The sequence below is a fragment of the Streptomyces albireticuli genome, assembly GCF_021228125.1.
Taxonomy (GTDB): Bacteria; Actinomycetota; Actinomycetes; order Streptomycetales; family Streptomycetaceae; genus Streptomyces; species Streptomyces albireticuli.
The window spans coordinates 1-18,773 of the sequence record NZ_JAJQQS010000019.1 but is presented as its reverse complement, the minus strand read 5'-3'; the positions used below and the strand labels follow the sequence as shown (position 1 = coordinate 18,773).

General features: G+C 70.9%; 17 protein-coding genes and 2 pseudogenes. 8 read left to right on the top strand and 11 right to left on the bottom strand.

What is annotated here, in order from left to right; translation table 11 throughout:
- Positions 1–6 precede the first annotated feature (6 nt).
- Positions 7–1,158, top strand: a complete 1,152-nt coding sequence (locus LUZ64_RS28875) for a hypothetical protein (RefSeq protein WP_095578510.1) — start codon at positions 7–9, stop codon at positions 1,156–1,158.
- A gap of 43 nt (positions 1,159–1,201) precedes the next feature.
- On the opposite strand, the gene LUZ64_RS28870 is transcribed toward LUZ64_RS28875, so the two are convergent.
- Together LUZ64_RS28870 and LUZ64_RS28865 are read right to left on the bottom strand one after the other, a co-directional pair.
- A complete protein-coding gene (locus LUZ64_RS28870) occupies positions 1,202–2,167 on the bottom strand; it encodes a phosphotransferase (RefSeq protein ID WP_095578509.1) in 966 nt (321 codons plus the stop codon).
- A complete protein-coding gene (locus tag LUZ64_RS28865; RefSeq protein ID WP_095578508.1) occupies positions 2,164–2,733 on the bottom strand; it encodes an AAA family ATPase in 570 nt (189 codons plus the stop codon). Before LUZ64_RS28865 ends, LUZ64_RS28870 begins: the two co-directional genes overlap by 4 nt.
- Before the next feature lie 163 nt (positions 2,734–2,896).
- On the opposite strand from LUZ64_RS28865, the gene LUZ64_RS28860 reads away from it, so the two are divergent.
- The 5 genes from LUZ64_RS28860 (at position 2,897) to LUZ64_RS28840 (ending at position 8,493) form a co-directional block, all read left to right on the top strand.
- Positions 2,897–3,610: an SDR family NAD(P)-dependent oxidoreductase gene (locus LUZ64_RS28860; protein ID WP_095578507.1), complete on the top strand. Its 714-nt coding sequence runs from the start codon at positions 2,897–2,899 to the stop codon at positions 3,608–3,610.
- 242 nt (positions 3,611–3,852) lie between these two features.
- The gene (locus tag LUZ64_RS28855; RefSeq protein WP_143592993.1) at positions 3,853–4,806 is read left to right on the top strand and encodes a hypothetical protein; all 954 of its coding nucleotides are present in this window, start codon (positions 3,853–3,855) and stop codon (positions 4,804–4,806) included.
- A 90-nt stretch (positions 4,807–4,896) separates the two neighbouring features.
- Positions 4,897–6,000 carry a hypothetical protein gene (locus tag LUZ64_RS28850; RefSeq protein WP_170116630.1) on the top strand — a complete coding sequence of 368 codons (1,104 nt, stop codon included), beginning with the start codon at positions 4,897–4,899 and terminating at the stop codon, positions 5,998–6,000.
- 41 nt (positions 6,001–6,041) lie between these two features.
- Positions 6,042–7,805 carry an asparagine synthase (glutamine-hydrolyzing) gene (gene asnB, locus LUZ64_RS28845; protein WP_170116629.1) on the top strand — a complete coding sequence of 588 codons (1,764 nt, stop codon included), beginning with the start codon at positions 6,042–6,044 and terminating at the stop codon, positions 7,803–7,805.
- Between the two features lie 58 nt (positions 7,806–7,863).
- Positions 7,864–8,493: a histidine phosphatase family protein gene (locus LUZ64_RS28840; RefSeq protein WP_095578505.1), complete on the top strand. Its 630-nt coding sequence runs from the start codon at positions 7,864–7,866 to the stop codon at positions 8,491–8,493.
- A gap of 18 nt (positions 8,494–8,511) precedes the next feature.
- Here LUZ64_RS28840 and LUZ64_RS28835 read toward each other — a convergent pair whose 3' ends face one another.
- A complete protein-coding gene (locus LUZ64_RS28835; RefSeq protein WP_095578504.1) occupies positions 8,512–9,828 on the bottom strand; it encodes an MFS transporter in 1,317 nt (438 codons plus the stop codon).
- Positions 9,829–9,896: 68 nt separating this feature from the next.
- Here LUZ64_RS28835 and LUZ64_RS28830 point away from each other — a divergent pair, with 68 nt between their 5' ends.
- Positions 9,897–10,403, top strand: a complete 507-nt coding sequence (locus LUZ64_RS28830; RefSeq protein ID WP_095578503.1) for a MarR family winged helix-turn-helix transcriptional regulator — start codon at positions 9,897–9,899, stop codon at positions 10,401–10,403.
- Between the two features lie 86 nt (positions 10,404–10,489).
- On the opposite strand, the gene LUZ64_RS28825 is transcribed toward LUZ64_RS28830, so the two are convergent.
- Positions 10,490–10,903: a hypothetical protein gene (locus LUZ64_RS28825; protein WP_095578502.1), complete on the bottom strand. Its 414-nt coding sequence runs from the start codon at positions 10,901–10,903 to the stop codon at positions 10,490–10,492.
- An 87-nt stretch (positions 10,904–10,990) separates the two neighbouring features.
- Entirely contained in the window at positions 10,991–11,707 is a 717-nt protein-coding gene (locus LUZ64_RS36975) for a UbiX family flavin prenyltransferase (protein ID WP_276528248.1), read from the bottom strand.
- A 168-nt stretch (positions 11,708–11,875) separates the two neighbouring features.
- On the opposite strand from LUZ64_RS36975, the pseudogene LUZ64_RS28815 reads away from it, so the two are divergent.
- Positions 11,876–12,274: pseudogene (locus tag LUZ64_RS28815) on the top strand (nuclear transport factor 2 family protein); the annotation flags it as partial.
- A 394-nt stretch (positions 12,275–12,668) separates the two neighbouring features.
- Here the strand turns inward: LUZ64_RS28815 and LUZ64_RS28810 are convergent.
- The 6 genes and pseudogenes from LUZ64_RS28810 to LUZ64_RS28785 all read right to left on the bottom strand — a co-directional run bounded on the left by LUZ64_RS28810 (position 12,669) and on the right by LUZ64_RS28785 (position 18,377).
- A complete protein-coding gene (locus LUZ64_RS28810; protein ID WP_170116628.1) occupies positions 12,669–13,466 on the bottom strand; it encodes a S1 family serine peptidase in 798 nt (265 codons plus the stop codon).
- A gap of 1,014 nt (positions 13,467–14,480) precedes the next feature.
- On the bottom strand, positions 14,481–14,849 hold the full coding sequence (locus tag LUZ64_RS28805) for a relaxase domain-containing protein (RefSeq protein WP_232398970.1): 369 nt from the start codon (positions 14,847–14,849) through the stop codon (positions 14,481–14,483).
- Positions 14,850–15,337: pseudogene (locus LUZ64_RS28800) on the bottom strand (transposase); the annotation flags it as partial.
- Between the two features lie 86 nt (positions 15,338–15,423).
- On the bottom strand, positions 15,424–16,068 hold the full coding sequence (locus tag LUZ64_RS28795; protein WP_232398939.1) for a hypothetical protein: 645 nt from the start codon (positions 16,066–16,068) through the stop codon (positions 15,424–15,426).
- 348 nt (positions 16,069–16,416) lie between these two features.
- A complete protein-coding gene (locus LUZ64_RS28790) occupies positions 16,417–17,211 on the bottom strand; it encodes a hypothetical protein (RefSeq protein ID WP_095578497.1) in 795 nt (264 codons plus the stop codon).
- Positions 17,160–18,377 (bottom strand): hypothetical protein, encoded by a 1,218-nt coding sequence (locus LUZ64_RS28785; RefSeq protein ID WP_095578496.1) that lies wholly within the window; start codon positions 18,375–18,377, stop codon positions 17,160–17,162. The genes LUZ64_RS28790 and LUZ64_RS28785 overlap by 52 nt, the downstream gene beginning before the upstream one ends.
- Positions 18,378–18,773 lie beyond the last annotated feature (396 nt).

The following is an 18,773-nucleotide window of genomic DNA, read 5'->3' as shown; positions in this document are numbered from 1 at the left end:
GCCCTCATGCGCGTGCACGAACTCGCCGGCGGCGACCCCGCCGGGGCGACCGTCCGGTACCTGCTGGTCCGCGACCAGCCGCTGCGGATCGTCACCACCTCCGCGGGGGCCGGTGCCCTGGTGTCGGAGACCTTCTGGCCACCGGGGATGCTGGGCGTGACCGAGACCGCCGACGAGGCCGGGCCCGACCTCACCGTGGTCGACACGACCCTCGGTCCCGCCGGGATCCAGGAGCTGCTCGACGAGGCGGCCGCCTCCGGCGAGCGGGGTACCTACGAACTCACCCGGCACTACCGGCTGCCGCGCTTCGACGGCGACACCTGGACGGTCTTCACCCTGAGGGACGTGAACTCCGACGAGGTGGCCGCGCTGATACGCACCCGGCGGCGCCTCACCCTCGTACGCCCCCGGTCGGTGCTGGGCGACCGGTGGCTGACCCGGATCGTCCGCGACGTGGCCACCCGGATCGCCAAGGCCGAGGGCTCCCTGGTCCTGCACTCGTCGGCGTTCGTCCACGACGGCGGCGCCTACCTGGTGATCGGCGACTCGGGGGCGGGCAAGTCCACCACGGCCGTCGCGCTGGCCCGGCTGCTGCCCTCCTCCGGCTGGATGGGCAACGACCGCATGCACCTGGACCGGCGGCCGGAGGGTCACCGGGGCTACCGGGTGACGGCCTGCCCGCTGCCCCTCGCCGTCAACAAGGGCTCCCTCGACGTCATGGGCGTCACCGACTTCGCGAGCTGGTCCGTACGCGCGGGCTTCCCGCCCCCGGGATCGGACTGGGACCGCTTCCACGGCGAGGACAAGCTCAAGCTGAGCTCCCAGGAGGTCAACCGGTACCTCGGCGTACGCGTCGTGCCGAACGCCCCGCTCGCCGGGGTGCTCCTGCCCAGGGTCGACCTCATGGCGGGCTACGCCCTGGAACCCTCGTCGCCCGGCCACGCCGCCGAGGTGATCAGGAGGAACTGCTTCTCCCTCGACGACAACCTCTACGGCGAGGACTGGCTGGACGTCCCCACCCGGCGCCGCGCCGAACCCCCGTCGATCGACGCCTTCCTGGAGCACCTCGCGGAACTTCCCGTGCTGCGCTGCTCCGTGGGCGGCGCCTCCGACCTGGCGAAGCTGGCGGACGGGTTCCGGGACGCCGTACGGAGGTGAGGCCCCGGGCGCGGCACGAGCCGTCGCGGCGGCCCCGGCCCGCTCAGGCGCCGAGCGCCGCCGCCGTCGCGGCGATCAGGTCCGTGTTCCGCCGGTACCGGGCCCAGAAGCGCGCGACCCAGTCCAGGTACCACGGGCCCAGGCCCGTGTCGCGCCGCCCGAGCAGGGTCACATGGCCGTGCCTCGGCAGGAACCAGAGGGCGCCGAGCCGCGCCAGATCGCCGGCGCTCGCGTACGGCACGCCCAGACGCGCGTGCGAGAGTGTGAGGAAGCGGCGGAGCGCCCGCGGGTCCAGCACGAAGTCACCGCGGCCGAGGCGGCAGGAGAGCCACAGCGCCTTGCCCGCGTCGGCCGGCCGGCGGGAGAGACCGGCCTCGTCCCAGTCGATCACGGTCAGCGGCCGCGAACCGCCGCCGATCAGGTTCCGGCCGTGCAGGTCGCCGTGGTGGACCACCAGGCCGTCCGGGCGCGTCAGCCGGGAGGCGGCGGCCCGCGACTCGTCCAGGTGGTCGTCCATGGCCCGGGCGAGGGGCCGCCACTCGCCGGTCAGGAGCGGGGCCACGAGCGCGCGTTCGCCCTCCGCGCCGGACAGCCACGGCGAGGCGTAGTCACCGACCAGGTCCTCTCCGGCCGTCACCGAGCCGGCCCGTGCCGCCAGGTCCGCGAGCACCTCGACGACCTGGGCGATGTGCCGCCGCGCGTCGTCCGAGGGCTCCCCCGGGGCGTACGGCCGTACCACCACCAGGCGGGGCCGCTCCGCCGCGTGGAACCCGATGTCGCCCACCGGCGGGTACCAGGCCGTGCCGCGCAGCGCCGCGTCCACACACCGGATGCGCCGGAACTCCGCGTCCGAGGAGCGCTCGGCGCAGTGCACCTTCACGGAGAACGTCCGGCCGCCCACGGCGAGCCGGTAGGAGGTGTTGAGGCCGCGGCCTTCGAGGGCTTCGGCGCGCCCGGCCGTGACGAGCTCCATGGCGCACCGGACCGTGAGGCGCGCGGAGCCGGTCACGGCCGGTGGCCGCCCGCCGCCACTTCCTCGCCGCACCAGTCGGTCACCGTCTTGACCAGCAGGTCCAGCGGCCGGGTGCTGTCGAGCCGCAGCACCGGGCAGGTCAGCCGCGCCAGCCAGTGCTCGTCCTTGGTCCGGCGGCCGGGGACCTCGGTGTCCTCGTAGCCCCGCGCCCAGCGCATGAAGTCGTGGTGGGCCGTCTCATGGGCGCCGCCGTTCTCGATGCTGTCGCCGTACCGGACGTACTCGCGGCGTTTGAGGCGGTCCATGCGGGTGTCCGCGTCGATGGTCAGGAAGACGACGCCGTCGGCCCGTGCGATGACGCCGTCGCCCCAGCCCCGCAGCGATCCGGACAGCACCCAGGCGGCGCGGGGCACGAACAGGGCGTGCATCAGCGCGAGGCGTTCCTCGACGGGGCGCTTGTGGGTGTAGGGCGGGGCGGTCGGCAGCCAGAGGTAGTCGTCCACGTCCGCGTGGGGTACCGCCCACAGGGTCGCGAGCGCGCGCCCCAGTGTCGTGCTGCCCGCTCCGCTCGGTCCCGTGACGAGCAGCCGGTGCCCGCGCATCCGCCGCCTTCCCTTCCTGGAGTGCCTCGATTCGTTCAACCAGCTTATACAGCAGTCGTGTTGAGCGACACGCGGCGCGCGGTGGCACGGGTCCGGAACCCGCTGTCGTGCCACCGGTTTCCGACCGCAGACATCTTCCGGCGGACCGGTTACGCTCGCGGGCATGCCGAGCGCGTTGGTGACCGGTGTCTCCCGCGGCCTGGGGGCGCACCTCTGCCGCGCCCTCAAGGCGGCCGGCTACCGCGTGCTGGGGGCGGGGCTTGCCGCCTCGCCCCGGAACGACGCCCTCGACGACTACCGGGTGGCCGACCTGCGCGAGCCGCTCGCGGACGACCTGTTCGCCGGTGAGGACGTCGACGTCCTCGTCAACAACGCCGGGGTCTACCTGGACGACCCCCGCCGGGGCTACGGCGACCTCTTCTCGCTCTCCGCGGACGACCTGCGGGACACCTTCGAGGTCAACCTCTTCGGTACGGCGCGCCTGGTCCTGAGGTACGCGCCGCGCATGCTCGCGCGGGGGTCGGGCCGGATCGTCTGCGTCTCCTCGGGAATGGGCAGGCTCCAGGACGCCGACGGGGCGTCGTTCGCCTACCGCTCGTCCAAGCTGGCGGCCAACTCGCTGATCCTCACGGTGGCACGGCACTTCACGGCGGGTCAGGGGGACCTGTCGGCCTTCTCCTACTGCCCGGGCTGGATTCGGACCGACATGGGCACCGGGTCCGCCCCGCTGGAACCCGGGCCCGCGGCCGACGATCTGGTGCGGCTGCTGGGCCTGCCCGCCGCGCGGTCCAACGGCAGGTTCTTCCGCGGCCTCGCAGAACTGGGGTGGGACACCCGCGGCCCGCTGGTGACGGGCCCGGACCCGGCCGCTCCGTGAACCGCCGTCTCCGCCGGCCGCCGGTGACCGGCGGCGGCCGGTCCCGAGGCCGTTCCGCCCAGCGGAATCGCTCCGGACAGGGCACGGAAACCTTGTCATGATCGATCGAGCGGCCGCTTCCCGGCCCGCACGCCGACGCGGGGGTGACGCACCCGATGGATTCGATGGATTCGAGCGGCCCGGCGCACCGGTACACCGTCCGTTCCCCTTTCGCACGCACCGGCCTGACGTGTACACCGTCCGTGGCGGAGCGCGTCGCCCGTCTCGCGAGTCCTTACCTCACCGTGGAACCGGGCTTCTCCGGACCGGGTGCGTGGCAGGTGATCGCGGACGCCCGGCCCCCGGAGGACGCCGTACCGGAATCGGTCACCGCGCTGGGCGAAGTCGCCGTGGACTACGCGGTCGACCACACCCGCCGGCACGTCTTCCACCTCGCCCCCGAAGGCGAGGCGTGGGTCACCCAGTCCCTCCTGCGGGCCACCCGTGCGGTGCACCGCACGGCGGCGAGCCGCCAGGGGGTGCTCTTCCTCCATGCCGGGCTCGTCGAACTGGACGGCCTCGGTGTCGCCCTGGTCGGCGGCAGCCGGGCGGGCAAGACCTCCTTGATCATGGCCGGTGTGCTGCGCGGGTCGGGCGTCATGGTGTGCAACGACGACGTCAGCCTGACGGCGCGGCCGGACGGGAGCGGCGTCCTGGGCGTCGGGTGGCCCCGGTCCGTCTCGGTGCGGCTGGACACCCTGGACCTGCTGTTCGGGCGGGACCGGGCGCGGGCCGTCCTGGCCTCGCTGACCCACCCCGCCAACCGGACGCTTCCGGTCCTGCGGGAGTCGGGGGCCGAGGTGCACGGGACGGCCCTGGTCTACCCCTGGGAGTACGCGGACCTGCTGCGCACGGAGATCGGGCGGTCCACCGGGGTCGACGCGCTCGTGCACCTGAGCCTCGCCGACGACCCCTCGGAGGCCGGATTCGCCCCCGTACCGCCCGCCGAACGCGACGGGCTGCTGGAGAAGCACGTCCTGGCCCTGCCGAACAAACATCTCAACATCTTCGGCCACGAACCCGACCACGGAACGCTCACGCGTACCCACGACGCCTTGACGGCGTTGCCGACGTTCCGTTTCCGGTACGGGTTCCGCGACGTACTCCGGGAGGTCGGACGGCTCGCCGATCACTTACGCGCCCGGGTGCCGGAGTGACGACGCCTTCCCCCCGCTCATCCCGGGATCGACGACCGCACGGGCCGAGGCGGTCGCACCACCCACTCCGCAGAGAGGGGCAGAGCCGTCATGCTCTCCTTCCGCGCACATATCTCCCCGGTCGACGGCATGGACGACTTCGACGAGGAGGCCGTACTCGCGAGGATCCACCTCGTCGAGGGCGACATCCTGATACTGTCCGGCTCGCTCGTGGACGGCTCGGGCACCCCGTCGTCGGACTTCGACTTCAGCGTCATCGCGCAGTCGAAGGACGAGAGGTTCCACCGTGACACCTTCCCCCGCGAGAGCCATATGAGGTACTACACGAGCGGCGACCGGGTGAAGGCCAGCTTCGACTACCTCCCCCACAGCCTGCTCGGGGTGGACGTCGAGTACTGGACGGTCCAGGAGATCTCCGACATGCTCGCCGCGCACGCGCGGCTGTACGCGCAGTTGAGGGGCCGCGCCCGCAAGTCGTCCGGCTTCGCCTCCTCGGCCGTGGACTTCCGTCTCCTCTCCCGCCTCACGTACGGTGTCCCGCTGACGAACGCCGCCGGGTTCGAGAAGCTCGCCGGGGAGGTGCGTCCGGGCGAGGTCGCGTACACGGCGTTCCGCACCGCGGTCGGAAGCTACCCGGACTTCCGTGACCTGGCCGGCATGTGGGCGCAGGGCGACCACGAGTCCGCGCTGATCGCGGCCCGCAAGCTCGGTGTCGACACCTTCCGGGGCCTGACCCACGCCTACGGCAACACCAACCGCAACCCCAAGTACCTGGCCCGTTTCCTGGCCCGGCTCCCCCAGCGGCTGTCCGGGCCGGTCGCCCGGTTCCGTCACCTCAACGCCTACGGGGTGGCGGACCCCGCCGAGGCGGCGGACACCGTCCTGGAGTGGCTCGACCTCATCGACCTGGCCTTCGCCGAGATCCGCCGGGTGCGCGACGGCGCCGACGCCTTCGTCGGCCGGGAGGAGTTCCTCGGCCTGCTGAAGGGCGAACTCCACCGGACGATGAGCTGGAACGCCGAGATCTCCAACGAGTACTGCTTCCGCGCCCGCGAGGCCGAGGCCGACCTCCCCTCGCTGCGCGAACTGCTGACCGCCATGACGGCACGGCGCCCGGCGGCGCACCGCCTGCCGCTCCAGGAGTGGGCCGCCGGCCGGACGGCACCCGCCGGGGAGAACAACAAGTCCGCCTGAGAGGCCGCCCGGCCCTCAGCGATCGCCAGGGGGAGACGCCCTTGTGCCGGATCTACGGCTACGTCGGGGCCGGTCCCGACGAGACCGCCCTGCGCGCCGCGCGGGACGCCCAGCTGTCGGGCGGCCCGGACCAGCAGCACTGCGTCCGGGGGGAGAACTGGGGCCTGGGGTGCAACCGCCTCTCGATCCAGGACCCGTCCCACGGCCGCCAGCCCTTCACCAACGCCGGTGGTTCGGTGCACGCGGTGTTCAACGGCGAGATCTACAACTTCCGCGCCATCAGGGAGGAGCTCGCCGGGCGTGGCGTACGTGTCGACGGTGACTCGGACGGTTCGGTCCTGGTGCCGTACTACGAGCTCCACGGCGACCGCTTCGTCGACCGGCTCGAAGGGATGTACGCCATCGCCCTGATGGACCTGCGCTTCGGGCAGCGGCTCAAACTGTGGTGCGATCCCCTCGCCGTCAAGAGCCTGTACTACGCCGTCACCGGGGACGGCGTCGCCTTCTCGTCCGAGCTGAGTGGTCTGACCGCCCTGCGGCCCCGGCCCCTCGACGTGGACCCTCTCGCCGTCGACCACTACATGAACTGGCAATGCCTGCCCAACGGGACGTCGTGGTACGCCGGGGTGTCGTCCCTGCGTCCGGGTGAGCAGCTGGTCCACGACGTCAGGACCGTCGTCAAACACCGGCCCCGGAACACCTGTCCCCCGCCCGCGGGCGACGCGTGCACGCCTGAGGGTCTCGGCGCGCTGCTGACCCGGGAAGTGGAGCGGATGTCCACCCAGTCCGCGCCGGTGGCGGTCCAGGTCTCGGGCGGCCTGGACTCCGCCGTGATCGCCACCCTGCTGCGGCGCCGCCGTGCCGACGTCACCGGTTTCCACGTGACGCACGAGGGCAGCCACGACTCGGACGAGGAGGGCTACGCGCGCGAGGCCGCGGCGCACGCCGGGATCCCGCTCGAAGTGGTGGAGATCCGGGAGGCGGACCTGCCCGACCTGATCCCGGCCACGGTGACGGCGCTGGGCACGCCGAACGCCACACCGCACGCCGTGAGCGCGTACGTCCTCTTCCGGGAGATCGCGAGGAGTTCCTTCCGGGTCTGCTTCGTGGGCGACGGCGCCGACGAGCAGTTCGGCGGCTACCGCCGGCACAGCACCGCCCTCGCGGGGGACGACGAGACCTGGCGGGCCCGCTATCTCGACCGGCTGTCACTAGTCCCGGAGGCGTACTACCGGCGGCTCTACACCCCGGAGTACCGCGCCCTGGTCGACTCCGGGGTGAGCAGCCGGCGGCGGTCCCTGGAACTGCTGGGCCGGCCGGGCCCGTCACGTCTGGAACAGGTGCTGTCCTTCGACCGGCTGCACAAGCTGCCCAGCCTCAACCTGCGCAAACTCGACCACCTCGCCATGGCGCACGCGGTCGAGGGCCGGGTGCCCTACTGCCAGCCGTCCGTGACCGCCTTCGCGCGGCGCGCTCCCGACGCGCTGAAGGTCGACGGGGCACGGCGCAAGCGGATCCTGTGGGCGGCCGGGAGGGGGCTGGTCCCACGGTCCGTCCAGGAGCGGCCGAAACAGCCGTTCACGTTCCCCGTCGACGCCTTCATGACACCGGGCACCAAGCTCTGGGACTTCACCACCGACGTCCTTGCCAGGCCCCGGCTCTGCGACTCCGGATTCCTGAGCGGGCCCGCCGTACGGCGGGTCCTCGCGGAACACACGGAGGGCCGGGACCACGCCCGGCTGCTGTGGGGCCTGATGGTCCTGGAACTGTCCCTCCCCCGAATCCCCGGCGCCCCGTTCCGGTGATGCGGTACGGTCCGGCGTCAGGCAGGTTTCTCCCCTCCTACCGGAAAGGCACGCGCCGGTGCGCAGCATCCACGTCGTCACTCATCCGGAGGCGAGCCACCACGTCGAGGGGGTGGTCGGCGGGTGGCACGATTCGCGCCTCACCCCCACCGGCGTGCGGGCGGCGGCCGCCATCGCCCGTGCGCTGCGGGCCGAGATCCCCGAGGACGCCGAGGTCGAGCTGATCTCCTCGGATCTGTTGAGGACCCGGCGCACGGCCGAGGAGATCGCCGGAGTGTTCGGCGTGGAGCCGGTCCTGGACCGCCGGCTGCGGGAGAAGTCCTACGGGGAGGCGGAGGGGCGGCCCCAGGGGTGGCTGGACGAGCGGTTCGTCCCGCCGCCCGCCACCGGGGACCGGATGGGGCACGACGAGGGTGTGCCGGGAGCCGAGACGAAGGCGGCGCTGGCCCGCCGCGTCTACGCGGCCATGGACGAGATCCTGGAGCGTCCCTGCGCACATCAGATCATCGTGACCCACGGGTTCGCCCTGACGTTCGTCGTGGCGTCCTGGATCAGAATGCCGATCGAGTCCCTCGGCTACGTCAACCTCCGGGCGCCGTCGGGCAGCATCACCCACCTGCGCGAGGACGACTTCTTCCACAACCGCCAGATCGCCCGCCTCGGCGACACCCGCCACCTCGACGGCTGAGGGCACGCGCCTGGCCGATCAGACGGGGGCTTTCGCGCCTTCCCCGCACTCCCTGAGAGCTTCGGCCGCACTCCCGGCCGTCGCGCGGGCCTCTCCTCCCGCGGACCCGGTGCGGGCGGATTCCGCATGGTCCAGGCGGAGGTTCCGTACGCCGGGGACCGCGGCCGTGCCCACGCAGACCACCGCGACCAGGACCGCGGCGGCCACGAAGGGCACCCGCTCGCCCCACAGGGACAGCGCGACCGGGGCGAGGATCACGCCGAGCGGCTGCGCGGCCAGCGACACCAGCCAGTCGTAGGAACTGACCCGGGCGAGCGCGCCCGGTGGGACGACGGTCTGGACGGTGGTGTCCCAGGTGGGGTTGAGGAAGCCGAGCGCGGCGAGGGCGATGCCGTAGCCGGCCACCAGCAGCGGCAGCGGGGCCCCGGCGGCGAACAGGGCGAGCGGCAGCGCGTAACTGGCGAGGGCGATGTTTCCGACGAGCACGGGACGCTTCGGGCGGGCCCGGCCCGACAGGAGGGACCCGGCGAGGAGACCGATGCCGCCCGCCTGGGTCACCGCGACCCAGGCGCCCTCGCCGCCGAGCCGCCGCACGGCGATAAGCGGGCCGAGGGTGAGCAGGATGTTGGCGACGAAGTTCCACACGGCGTGCGCGATCAGGCTGGTCCAGTACCAGTCCCTGGCCCGTACCTCGGCGAACCCCTCGGTGAGGTCGGCCCGGATCGAGGTGCGCGCCCGGGGAGCGGGGGCGGCCTCGGTCAGACGGACCGTCAGCATCAGGGCGGCGCTGATGCCGAAGGCGGCCGCGTCGAGCACGAAGACCCAGCCGTAGCCGACCGCGAGGATCAGGGTTCCGGCCAGGGCGGGACCGGCCAGCAGGGAGACGCTCTTGGCCACGCTCATCAGGGAATTGGCTTTGATCCGCAGCTCCCCGGCGGCGGGCACGATCTTGGTGACCAGGGGCGAGAGGTTGGACAGGCCCAGCGCCGACGCCGCTCCCGCCACGGCCTGGGCGATCGCGATGTACGTGATGCCGGGATCGTCGCCGAGCAGTTCCACGGCCACCACCGCCTGGGTGACCATCCGCGTGAGGTCCGCGGCGAGGGCGACCCGGCGGGTGTCGAACCGGTCGGCGATCGCGCCGGCCACCGGCAGCAGCACGAGCCGGGTGCCGAGGGCGCAGCCCAGGACGACGGCGAGCAGCGTGGCGGAGCCGGTGATCTGGACGACGGCCAGGCTCAGTGCGGTGGGCACGAGGGCGTCGCTGAGCGTGGACATGGTGCGGCTGAGGAACAGCAGCCGGAAGTCGCGTAACCGCAGGGGGTGGGTCGTCATCCCGCGAGATTACTTCGACGTCGCAATATTCGACAACGTACTTTGTGGCGGCGAAGTAAAATGTGTCCATGACTGAGCGCGACTCCGTGGACGAGCACGTCACCCGCTGGCGGAAGATCCTGCCGGACCTCGATCCGGTGGTGGAGGGCGCGGTGGCCCGGATGTCGGCACTCGTCAGACACCTGGGCCGGGCCAAGGAGGCGGCCCTCGCCGAGCACGGCCTCCAGAGCTTCGAGTACCGGACACTGCACACCCTCGCCGGCCGCGACGGCCGGGCCACGCCCTCGGAACTCGCGGCCGCGCTCACGCTCTCCCCGTCCGCGATGACCAGCCGCCTCGACGGCCTGGAGCGGCGCGGCTTCGTCCGCCGCGAGGCGTCCGCCACGGACCGCCGCAAGGTGACGGTCGAACTCACCGCTCCAGGGCGGACCGCCTGGCAGTCCGCCCTGGAGACAGAAGGACGCGAGGAGCACCGCATCCTGCGGGCCCTCGACCCGGCCGAGCGGGAGCTGTTGGGGAACCTGCTCCGCCGCGTCCTCATCGAGGCCGAACGCGAACCACGGTCCGAAGGCTGAGCCGACGCCGCTCCCGCCGGCTTCGACCTATGTGCGGCACTACGCCCGTCAGCTCACCGGGGGCGTTGCCGACCAGGCGGCCGACATCAATCGAACACGTTCTTCCTGCCGCAACTCCCGTGCGCGATACCCATAATCGCCGAAGCTTCCTTCCCGTTGAGCTCAAGCTCCTGCTTGGACTTCTTGACCTGGTCGACGAGGTCCTGCCCGCCGGCGAGACAGAGAGCGTTGCCGTGAGCGACGAGCACGTCGTCGCTGATGCGGTCCAGGTCCGGATAGTGCTTCCGGAGCGTCCTGAGGTAGAGCATGGCCGACAGACCTGTCAGCCCGCGCAGTTCCGCGGGAGACGCCGACGGGCTCCCGGACGGGGCGGCCGAGGCGGACGCGGCGGCCGGTGTCGCCGAGGGGCTCGACCCGCTGTCACCGGACGGGCCGCAGGCCGAGACGCCGAAGACGGCGACCGTGAGGCAGGCGGCGAGCAGGGGCAGACGCTTGTGCATGAATCTCCTGGTACATGAGTGAACCAAGAGATTCTCTCTTATTTCCGGCGTGCTCCACGACCGCGTTTCTCGCGGGTTGATGGGGCTTCACCCCGTCCCTCTACGTGTGCGCATGCGCATCAGGGGCGGCTCTGCGATCGGGTCCATCGCGAGCTCGGCTTGGGGTTTGCCGAGCCCGCCCTTCCAGCGGAAGGCGGAAGGAACTTCGAGACCGAAGTGGTCGAGAATGCGGGCCACGAGGTGCATGACGATGTCGTCGATGGTCTTGGGGTGGTTGTAGAAGGCCGGCATCGGCGGAAGGATCAGGGCGCCCATGCGGGCCAGGGTCGGCATGTTCTCCAGGTGGATCTCGTTCAGCGGCGCCTCACGGGGAACGAGGACGAGTTTCCTGCGCTCTTTGAGCGTGACATCGGCCGCTCGTACGACGAGGTTCACGGCCGTACGCTTCCGTGTTCGATCGCGGCAGCCGCGGGAGAAGCGGTGTGCGGTGGCTGGTCGTCGAGCGAGGGTGGTGGGCAGCTTGACCGGCATACGCTCGGCGTCCACGACCAGACCCTCGATCGTGTACGCCTCCTCCGACTCCGGCAGCCCGAAGGCCTCAGCCTGCTCGGCGGTCAGCGGGAGGACGACCTTGCTGGTGGCCACCGACTCGAAGCCGTCCACCGTGCGCGTGCCCGTATGCGCGTCGGTGACCGTGATCTCGAACCGCCGGCCACGGTGCAGTTGCAGCCGTACGTCCGCGGCGAACCCCTCCCCGGTGCGCGGCCCCCGGTCCCGCACCGCAGGCGGAATCCGCTGGGCCACGTTGACGATGTACTACCAACCTCCTGGTTCGGGCTTCGTGCACGGCGGTGACTTTGGGAGTGCGCCGCGCAGATGGTTGACATACGACAGCAGCTGTTGCGGCGGGTTGGCCCCGACCATCCCTCGGCGAGATCTGCGGCGGGGATCTGAGGCGCCTTCCAGGCGTTTGCCGGCAGCGACCCTGACCAGATCTCCGCGGTCCTCACCGAGGACGCCGAATGGCTGTCGCCCCCTGGAAACGCCACTGCCCTCGCGCTCGAGTCGACCCACCACATGGTGGGCAGGAAGGCAATCGTGCGCTTCTTCACCGAGGGCTTCCCCCGTCTGCTCGCGCGTGACGTCACCGTCACCTTCCACGGGTCTCACACCGACGGCGACCGAGTGACCGTGGAGGCGACCATGACAGCCACGCTCGCCAACGGCAGCCCCTACACCAACGACTACTGCTTCCTCTTCGAGCTCCGGGACGGGCTGATCCACCGCGTCCGTGAATACGTGGACACAGCCCGCGGGCACCGCATGATCTTCGGCGAACTTCCAGAACAGACATCCCCAACTCGGCCCTGACCCGCCGGCCCCGACTGAACAGGCAGGCCGGCACGGCGAACTCGACTCGGCGTCCCCGGCACACGACCAGCAGCCCACCCCCCATCGACAACCACCACTCTGAGTGATCAATGGCGGCCGAACATTTTCCGCATCAACTGGCCAGCAGTGGAGAATATGGAGAATTCCAACTGGCCACTAACATTCTGGGTTATCTTCACACCTCACCACAGTGTGACGGTCGGCAGTACACGGCGAGCAGCTGCTGATAGATGGCGAGCGGCTGCGACTTCGCACAGTTCCATCGCCCAGGAAGCGGCCCTCCGGGTCGACGGTGGTCGTCCCGGTCCAGCCGGAGGTAGACCTCGGCCAGGCGCCGCTGGATCACTCCGTGCTGGTGCGGATCCTGTTGGGGTCAGGGGCTGCGGTGGGCGTTGATCCAGTCGATGTAGTTGCCGACGCGGGTGTACACGTCCGCCGGACCGCAGGGGACTGCACCGTAGGACGGGATGCCGACGAGGACCCCGTCCGCGTTGACGGCCGGCCCGCCTCCGTCCCCCGCGCAGGTCGCCTTCGCCACACCGGCTTCCCCGGCACAGAACTGGCCGTCGTCCACGCCCAATCTGTCCGGGGGCTTGCACGCGGTGCGCTCGATGACGGGGACGGTGACGGAGCGCAGCACGGCGGCTGGCATGGTGCCGTTGGGGTTGGTGGCTCCCCAGCCCGCCACGGTGACCGGGCTGCCGGGGGCGGGGCCCGAGCCCTGCTCCGGCAGAGTGGCCGCCTGGACGCCGATGGTCTCCAAGGGCAAGGGGCGGCGCAGCCGGATCAGGGCGATGTCGTTGTGGAATCGGTTGAGCGGGCCCCAGTAGTTTTCATGGACGATGACGTCCCCCGGGAGGAACGGGTCCCTCCTGGCAGCCGCGTCGATCCGGCTCCCGCTGACCTGCCGTACGCCGAAGTAGACGGTCAGATCGGTGCGGGGAACCGGGCCGAGGAGGGAGGCGCAGTGGGCGGCGGTCAGCACGTTGCGGCTGTCGAGAACGGTGGCCCCGCAGGAGTCGCTGTTGCCGACGCGGAGGTACGCGGCGAAGATGAAATCGCCCGCCTTGACCTGGTCTCCGCCGATGATGGCGTGGGCCGGGGAGGGCAGGGCGCAGGCGGTGAACACCGCGGCGGCGGCCAAGGCGCCGGCCCGCCTGACGGTCCGCATGGCACGTGGGGACGGATGGCGGAACGCTCTCATGGGTACCCAGCCTTTCCGTGGGACGCAGGGGCCCATGGTGGGCAGGGCCCCGGGAAGAGGTTCCCGGGCCTGGGGGCCCAAGGCGCTGCCAGCGGGGGAAACCCAGCGAAGGTGTGACATGCTGACGGTGGCTCGCCCAGGCGTTCGGGTCCGCGCGAGGCCACCGCCCCCTGGGGCCCGGCCGGGGAGCAGGGGCGCGCCGCGCCCATGGCCAGGCTGGACCAGGTGCATCTCGGGACTTGCCCGGAGCCCCGCGGCACCCTCCACGCCGCCCAGACGGGCGGAGGCTGCAGATCGACGCTGTCCGGCCCGGGTCATGGTCCCCAGGGCGCTAAAGTGCGCCCCAGGGCCGAAACGACACACGAGCCGGGCCCATCGTGTTCACCGCAGCGTCGGCCGCGTGGCCAGGGCCCGACCGTTCTCCCCATGGCCGACGACCCGCCACACCGGCCGGCCCGTACGCGGTCAGCAGGGACAGGGGCGTCGTCGCCACGGTGATCCGCCGGTTCGGCCAGGCGCGGTCTTGGAAGGCGACCTCCCTCGTCACCGGGGCCGCGCGGAGGCGAGGACGAACAGCAGCGGCGGGAAGGGACGCTCCAGCGACGGCTCGGCGTAGGTTTCCTGCCAGTGGGAGCGCGGGCGGCGTTACCGCGGCCGGACGCCGGTGCGCCTCGGTAGGCGTCGTAGCGCTCCAGCTTGGCGAGCAGGCGGGTGTAGGACATCGTGCGGTCGATCTCCACGAACACGTGGGAGCCGTTGTGCAGGAGCACCACGCCGTCGGGCACCAGGGGAGGGCGCGGTCCGCAATGTAGTCGTCCAGGCCGGGAGGGAAGGCGCGGCCGCGCAGGGTCTCCGCGAGGTGCCGGCGGGCTTCGGCCAGGACGTGGCGGCGGGCGAAGGTGCGGCGCATGGTGAAGACGACCGCGGCGACGTCGACGGCGGCGAGGACCGTGTCTACCAGCGGGCCCACCCGGGCCCGGATCACCTTCCCCCGCAGCCCGGCACCGCTCCCGCAGGCCGTCGGACCATCTGCTTGCCGAAGCGCAGGAGCGCGGACGCCCGCCACCACGCGCGCAGCATCTCCAGCGGCTTCAGGGGCTTCTTCTCCCGGCGGGTGTCCTGCGCCGCCCACCACCCGAGTCCGCGCCGGACGCGTTCGCCGGGCAGCCGCCCGTGTTCACGGACGGATTGGTCGGTGATGCCCTCCAGCGCCTTCTCGATCTGCTCACGACGGGTGGCCGACCAGTCGATGAGCTCGGAGTCGACGTCGGCTATCTCCATCACCGGGCGCAGGCCCGGCGTCGCCTCCCGGGGCACGGTCGCCGGCCCGAGCTTCTCACACACCTCCATGAGCTTGGTCGTGAACCCGCCGCGCGAACGGCCCAGGCCCTCACCTCCAGGACCACCTCCGCCAGACGGGCGACGAGGCTCTGCCACCGCGTCTCGTCCTGGTGTTCTGCCGGCACGTCCCCCCTTTGAGGGGGAGCCAGCGGCGGATCGGTGCGGGCGCCGACGGCGTGCTGATGCGCTCTCACGATGGTGGAGTCGACGGAAATGTCCCAGTCGATCTCACCCGCTGCATCGGCCCCGGCCTGGACCTGCCGGAGCAGGCGTTCCCAGGTTCCGTCAGCCGACCATAAGCGGTGGCGTTCATAGACCGTCATCTACGGACCGAACCGTTCGGGCGGGTCGCGCCGTTGAACGCCGGCCCGCACCCGGTGCAGAATCCCGTCATTCACCTGCCGGTGATCCCGCCACCTGCCACAACAGCCGTTACTGACAGGCAGAAACGGCCGGAGCCGCTCCCATTCGGCATCCGTCAGGCCACCCCGCCCCATGACCACGTCAACGATTCAGCAACGGAGTAGTCGCATAATCATCTGGACGGTGGCACTCTTGCCAACCTCGCCGCCGGGGCGCGCGGTCATCGGTCGGGACGGCTGACGGTCCCCGGTGCGCGGCCCGCGAGCCAGACGGCGATCCGCTTCTGCAACTCCTTGTCCGCAAGGGGGTAGTCCCAATTCGCGTACCATTCCAGGTGCTGCAGGATGTTCTCAGAGCGGTCTGGGTGACGCACCGCGAGCACGTCGACACCGGCCTCACCGGTCGAGCAGCTGATGTACATGCTGCTGTCGAGCGCCATCATGCCAAAGCCCGGGTGGCCCGCACGCACGCCGAGGAACGCCGATGCCGCACCCCGGCCCATGACGTCCCAGCGGTCCAGGAGCCGGACCCGGGCCCAGACCGCCGGTGCGGCACGGCGGCCATAGTGCTGGTTCTGCTTACGCAGGACGGCTTGGTGTGTGTGGGTGCCGTGGGGAAGCAGGACGAGGAACTCGCGCCGGTGGTCGAGAAGGCCCGAGGAAACCGCCAGGTCGTACCAGTCCTCGTTGAGACGCTCGACGAGCCGTGGGGTTTCATACCGGTGGGAGAAGCCGCCGACAACGTCCTTGGGATGCCATCCGGAGACGAACGGCATCGTGCCGTCCGGCACTGCGTCGGGGATCACCTCGAGGCCGGCCCGCCGCAGCGGCCGGTACATCTTTCGTTCGCGCTCCTGGATACCCACCGGTCACTGTTTTACCAGGGCCGGCGCGCCAAGAATCCTCCGGCCCGGCGCTTCCTTGTGTCCCTCCCGACTCCCGGATCAGACCGGTGCAGGATCAGCCGCATGATCGGCCGGACAGGCCCTAGCGGCGGTCGGCCCACGCGCATCCGGGTGCACATGCACAGGACCCGGCCGCCGCGCCCCAAGGACCCCCGGCCGGTCACACGCCTCCCGACCGGCCGGACACCCCTCGGGGCTGCCGGACCCTGCTCAGTAGGGGGTGTGGGCAGCGCACCAGGGGTGTGCCGCCCACACGTGTGTCCTTGTTGTGGTTCCCGGTTCACCGGCTAGTTCGGCCGGATGGTCTCGCTATTGGGTGCGCAGGGTGCACTTGACCGTCTTGGAGTCCTGTGCGCATTGCCCGGTCATGCCGGTCTCGAGCCAGTAGGGGTCCTTGTCCAGCAGGCGCATGTTCCTGACGAATCCGGACAATCCGGCCATTGAGCCGCTGTTGCGCTTTCCGGAGATCGCCGAGCGGCCGCACACCTCGCGCCAGGTGGGGGCGTGTCCGTCGATGTCGTACAGGTGCACGGCTCGGTCGTCGGCCTTCTTGGTGAAGGTCTGCACGCACTGGCTGCCGGAGGAGACCTCGTTCAGGCCGCCCTCGCTCTTTGGCATGCCGCCGCTGTTGTAGGTGGTGTTGAACGCGAACTCGTCACAGTTGGGTTTGTCCCCGGCTCCGTCCATGGCGCTGAGATCGCCGTTGCCCTTGGCCCAGGACGCCACGTCGCAGATGGCGTCCCTGTTTTTCTTGCCGTCCGCGCGCGTTCCGCCGGGCAGGTAGTACAGAGGGGTGTCGCGGGTCTTCACGCCCATGGTGTTGGGCAGCTTCTCCTGCAGCAGCCACGTGTGGGCAGCGGCCTGCGGGTACTTGGCGGCGTTGAACGTGTAGCCCGGCGCGACGTTCTTGAACTCGCAGCCGCTCAGCGCGGATGCGGTGCCCTTGGTGTCGCAGCGGATCTCTTCCTGGTCCGACGGGTCGGACATGGCCCGGCGGAAGTCGGTCATGAACACCGGGCCGGGCGTGTTGCCCGCGATCAGGATTCCCTTGATCATGAAGTCCGCCCGGAGGTCGTACTCCGCGCCCTTGGTCGAGTTGTCCACGTGTACGTCGTGGTCAGGCTGGCGTCATGGGTGTCCGTGGGGGACTGCCAGATGGCCTTCCCGTCCCAGTCCGACAGTTCGGCCTTGCCCGGGTCCTTGCACTGGGCGGCGGTGCTGCCCACGCACGTCCGGTTGTCCATGACCATCTCGATGGCACGGAAGGCCGGCGCGACCAGGACCGGGTGGATGTTCAGGCGATGGGTGAAGCTGTTCGCGGAATTCTCGACAGAGATCTCACGCGTCATCGTGAAGTAGGCGGTCGCGATCGGCTTGCCGTCCACGCGGTAGATGACGGGCAGCTGCTTGGACTCGCACTGGACGGTGCGGGTGGCCAGGGCGCCGGAGTTGCTCGTCTTGCACCAGTCGGTCATGCCGCCCGCGGCCGGGGCCGGGGCCCGCAGCTTCGCCTTGGCCTTGACGTCGTCGGGCAGGTCGTCGAACTTCACCGGGGCGCCGAAGCACGCCTGCCCACCGTCCTTGCCGACCGGTCCGCACTGTTCCTTGGGCCCGGAGGGCGCGAAGGGCGGCGGGCTGCTGGACGCGGAGGCCCCGAGCGGGCGGGTGACCTTGCCCGTCTGATCCGGGTTCGGTGCCGTGGAGACCGGGTTCGGCAGGGTGAGGTCCACCGCGTGGTCCTTGCCGGTATTGCCGGTTCCATTCCCCGAAAACGCCACGGAGACAGCGTCAGAGGCGCCACCGTCGTTGGCAGTGCGCACGTTGAGGACGTGATCACCCGCAGCACGGGCGGCCGCGACGGCTGCGCGCAGGCCGGTGTCGATCGTCACCGACGTCTTCCCGGAAGCGTCCGCACGCTTCCATGCAGCCTGGTCGAGCTGCCACTCCACCCACTGTGCCGTGTGACCGGCGGGGAGGGAGACGGTGAACTCACCCGGCTTGCCGTTGTTCGCCACGCTGGTGGGCTTCGCCGGCACCGGCTTGTCGATCTTGAACGTGGCCCAGGGCGACCAGTCCGTCTCGTACAGCGTTCCGTCAAAAGCGGAGGTGCGCAACGCGTAGGTCTGGCCGCCGTTTAACTTGCCAGCCGGGACCGTGACCTGGGCGGTCTTGCCTGAGGCGACAAAGCCGGAGACGAGGACACCGTACTCGTTGTCGTCCGTCAGCTTGACCCGGCTCTTCGGCTTACCTCCGGTGTCCGTGGTCCACACCTCGAAGGTGAGGTTGCTCTTGTCACCATCCGGGTCGGTGACAGTGTTGCGTAACGTAGGCGTGGCGGTGCTGACCTCCCAGACGCCGTCCTTCTTGGTGAACGGTAGGCCGGCTGCGGGGTTCTTGCCCGAGGCGGGCCTCTGGTTCGCGGCAGCCTGCGCCGCGGTGGGCTGTGGATCTGGCGTGCAAGATGGTCGCAGATTTCCGCACTGACGTGGTGCTCGCCACCGGCGGGTACGTCGCTGTTCTAGTGGGCTTGACCGCGAAGGGGTCTTGACCCCGGGTTTTGGACACCGGAGAGACTTGGATCTTGATGGTCCAGGAGAACGGAGTCCCCGTGGGGATGAAGCATTACCCCGCCGAGTTCAAGGCGGACGCGGTGGCGTTGTACCGGT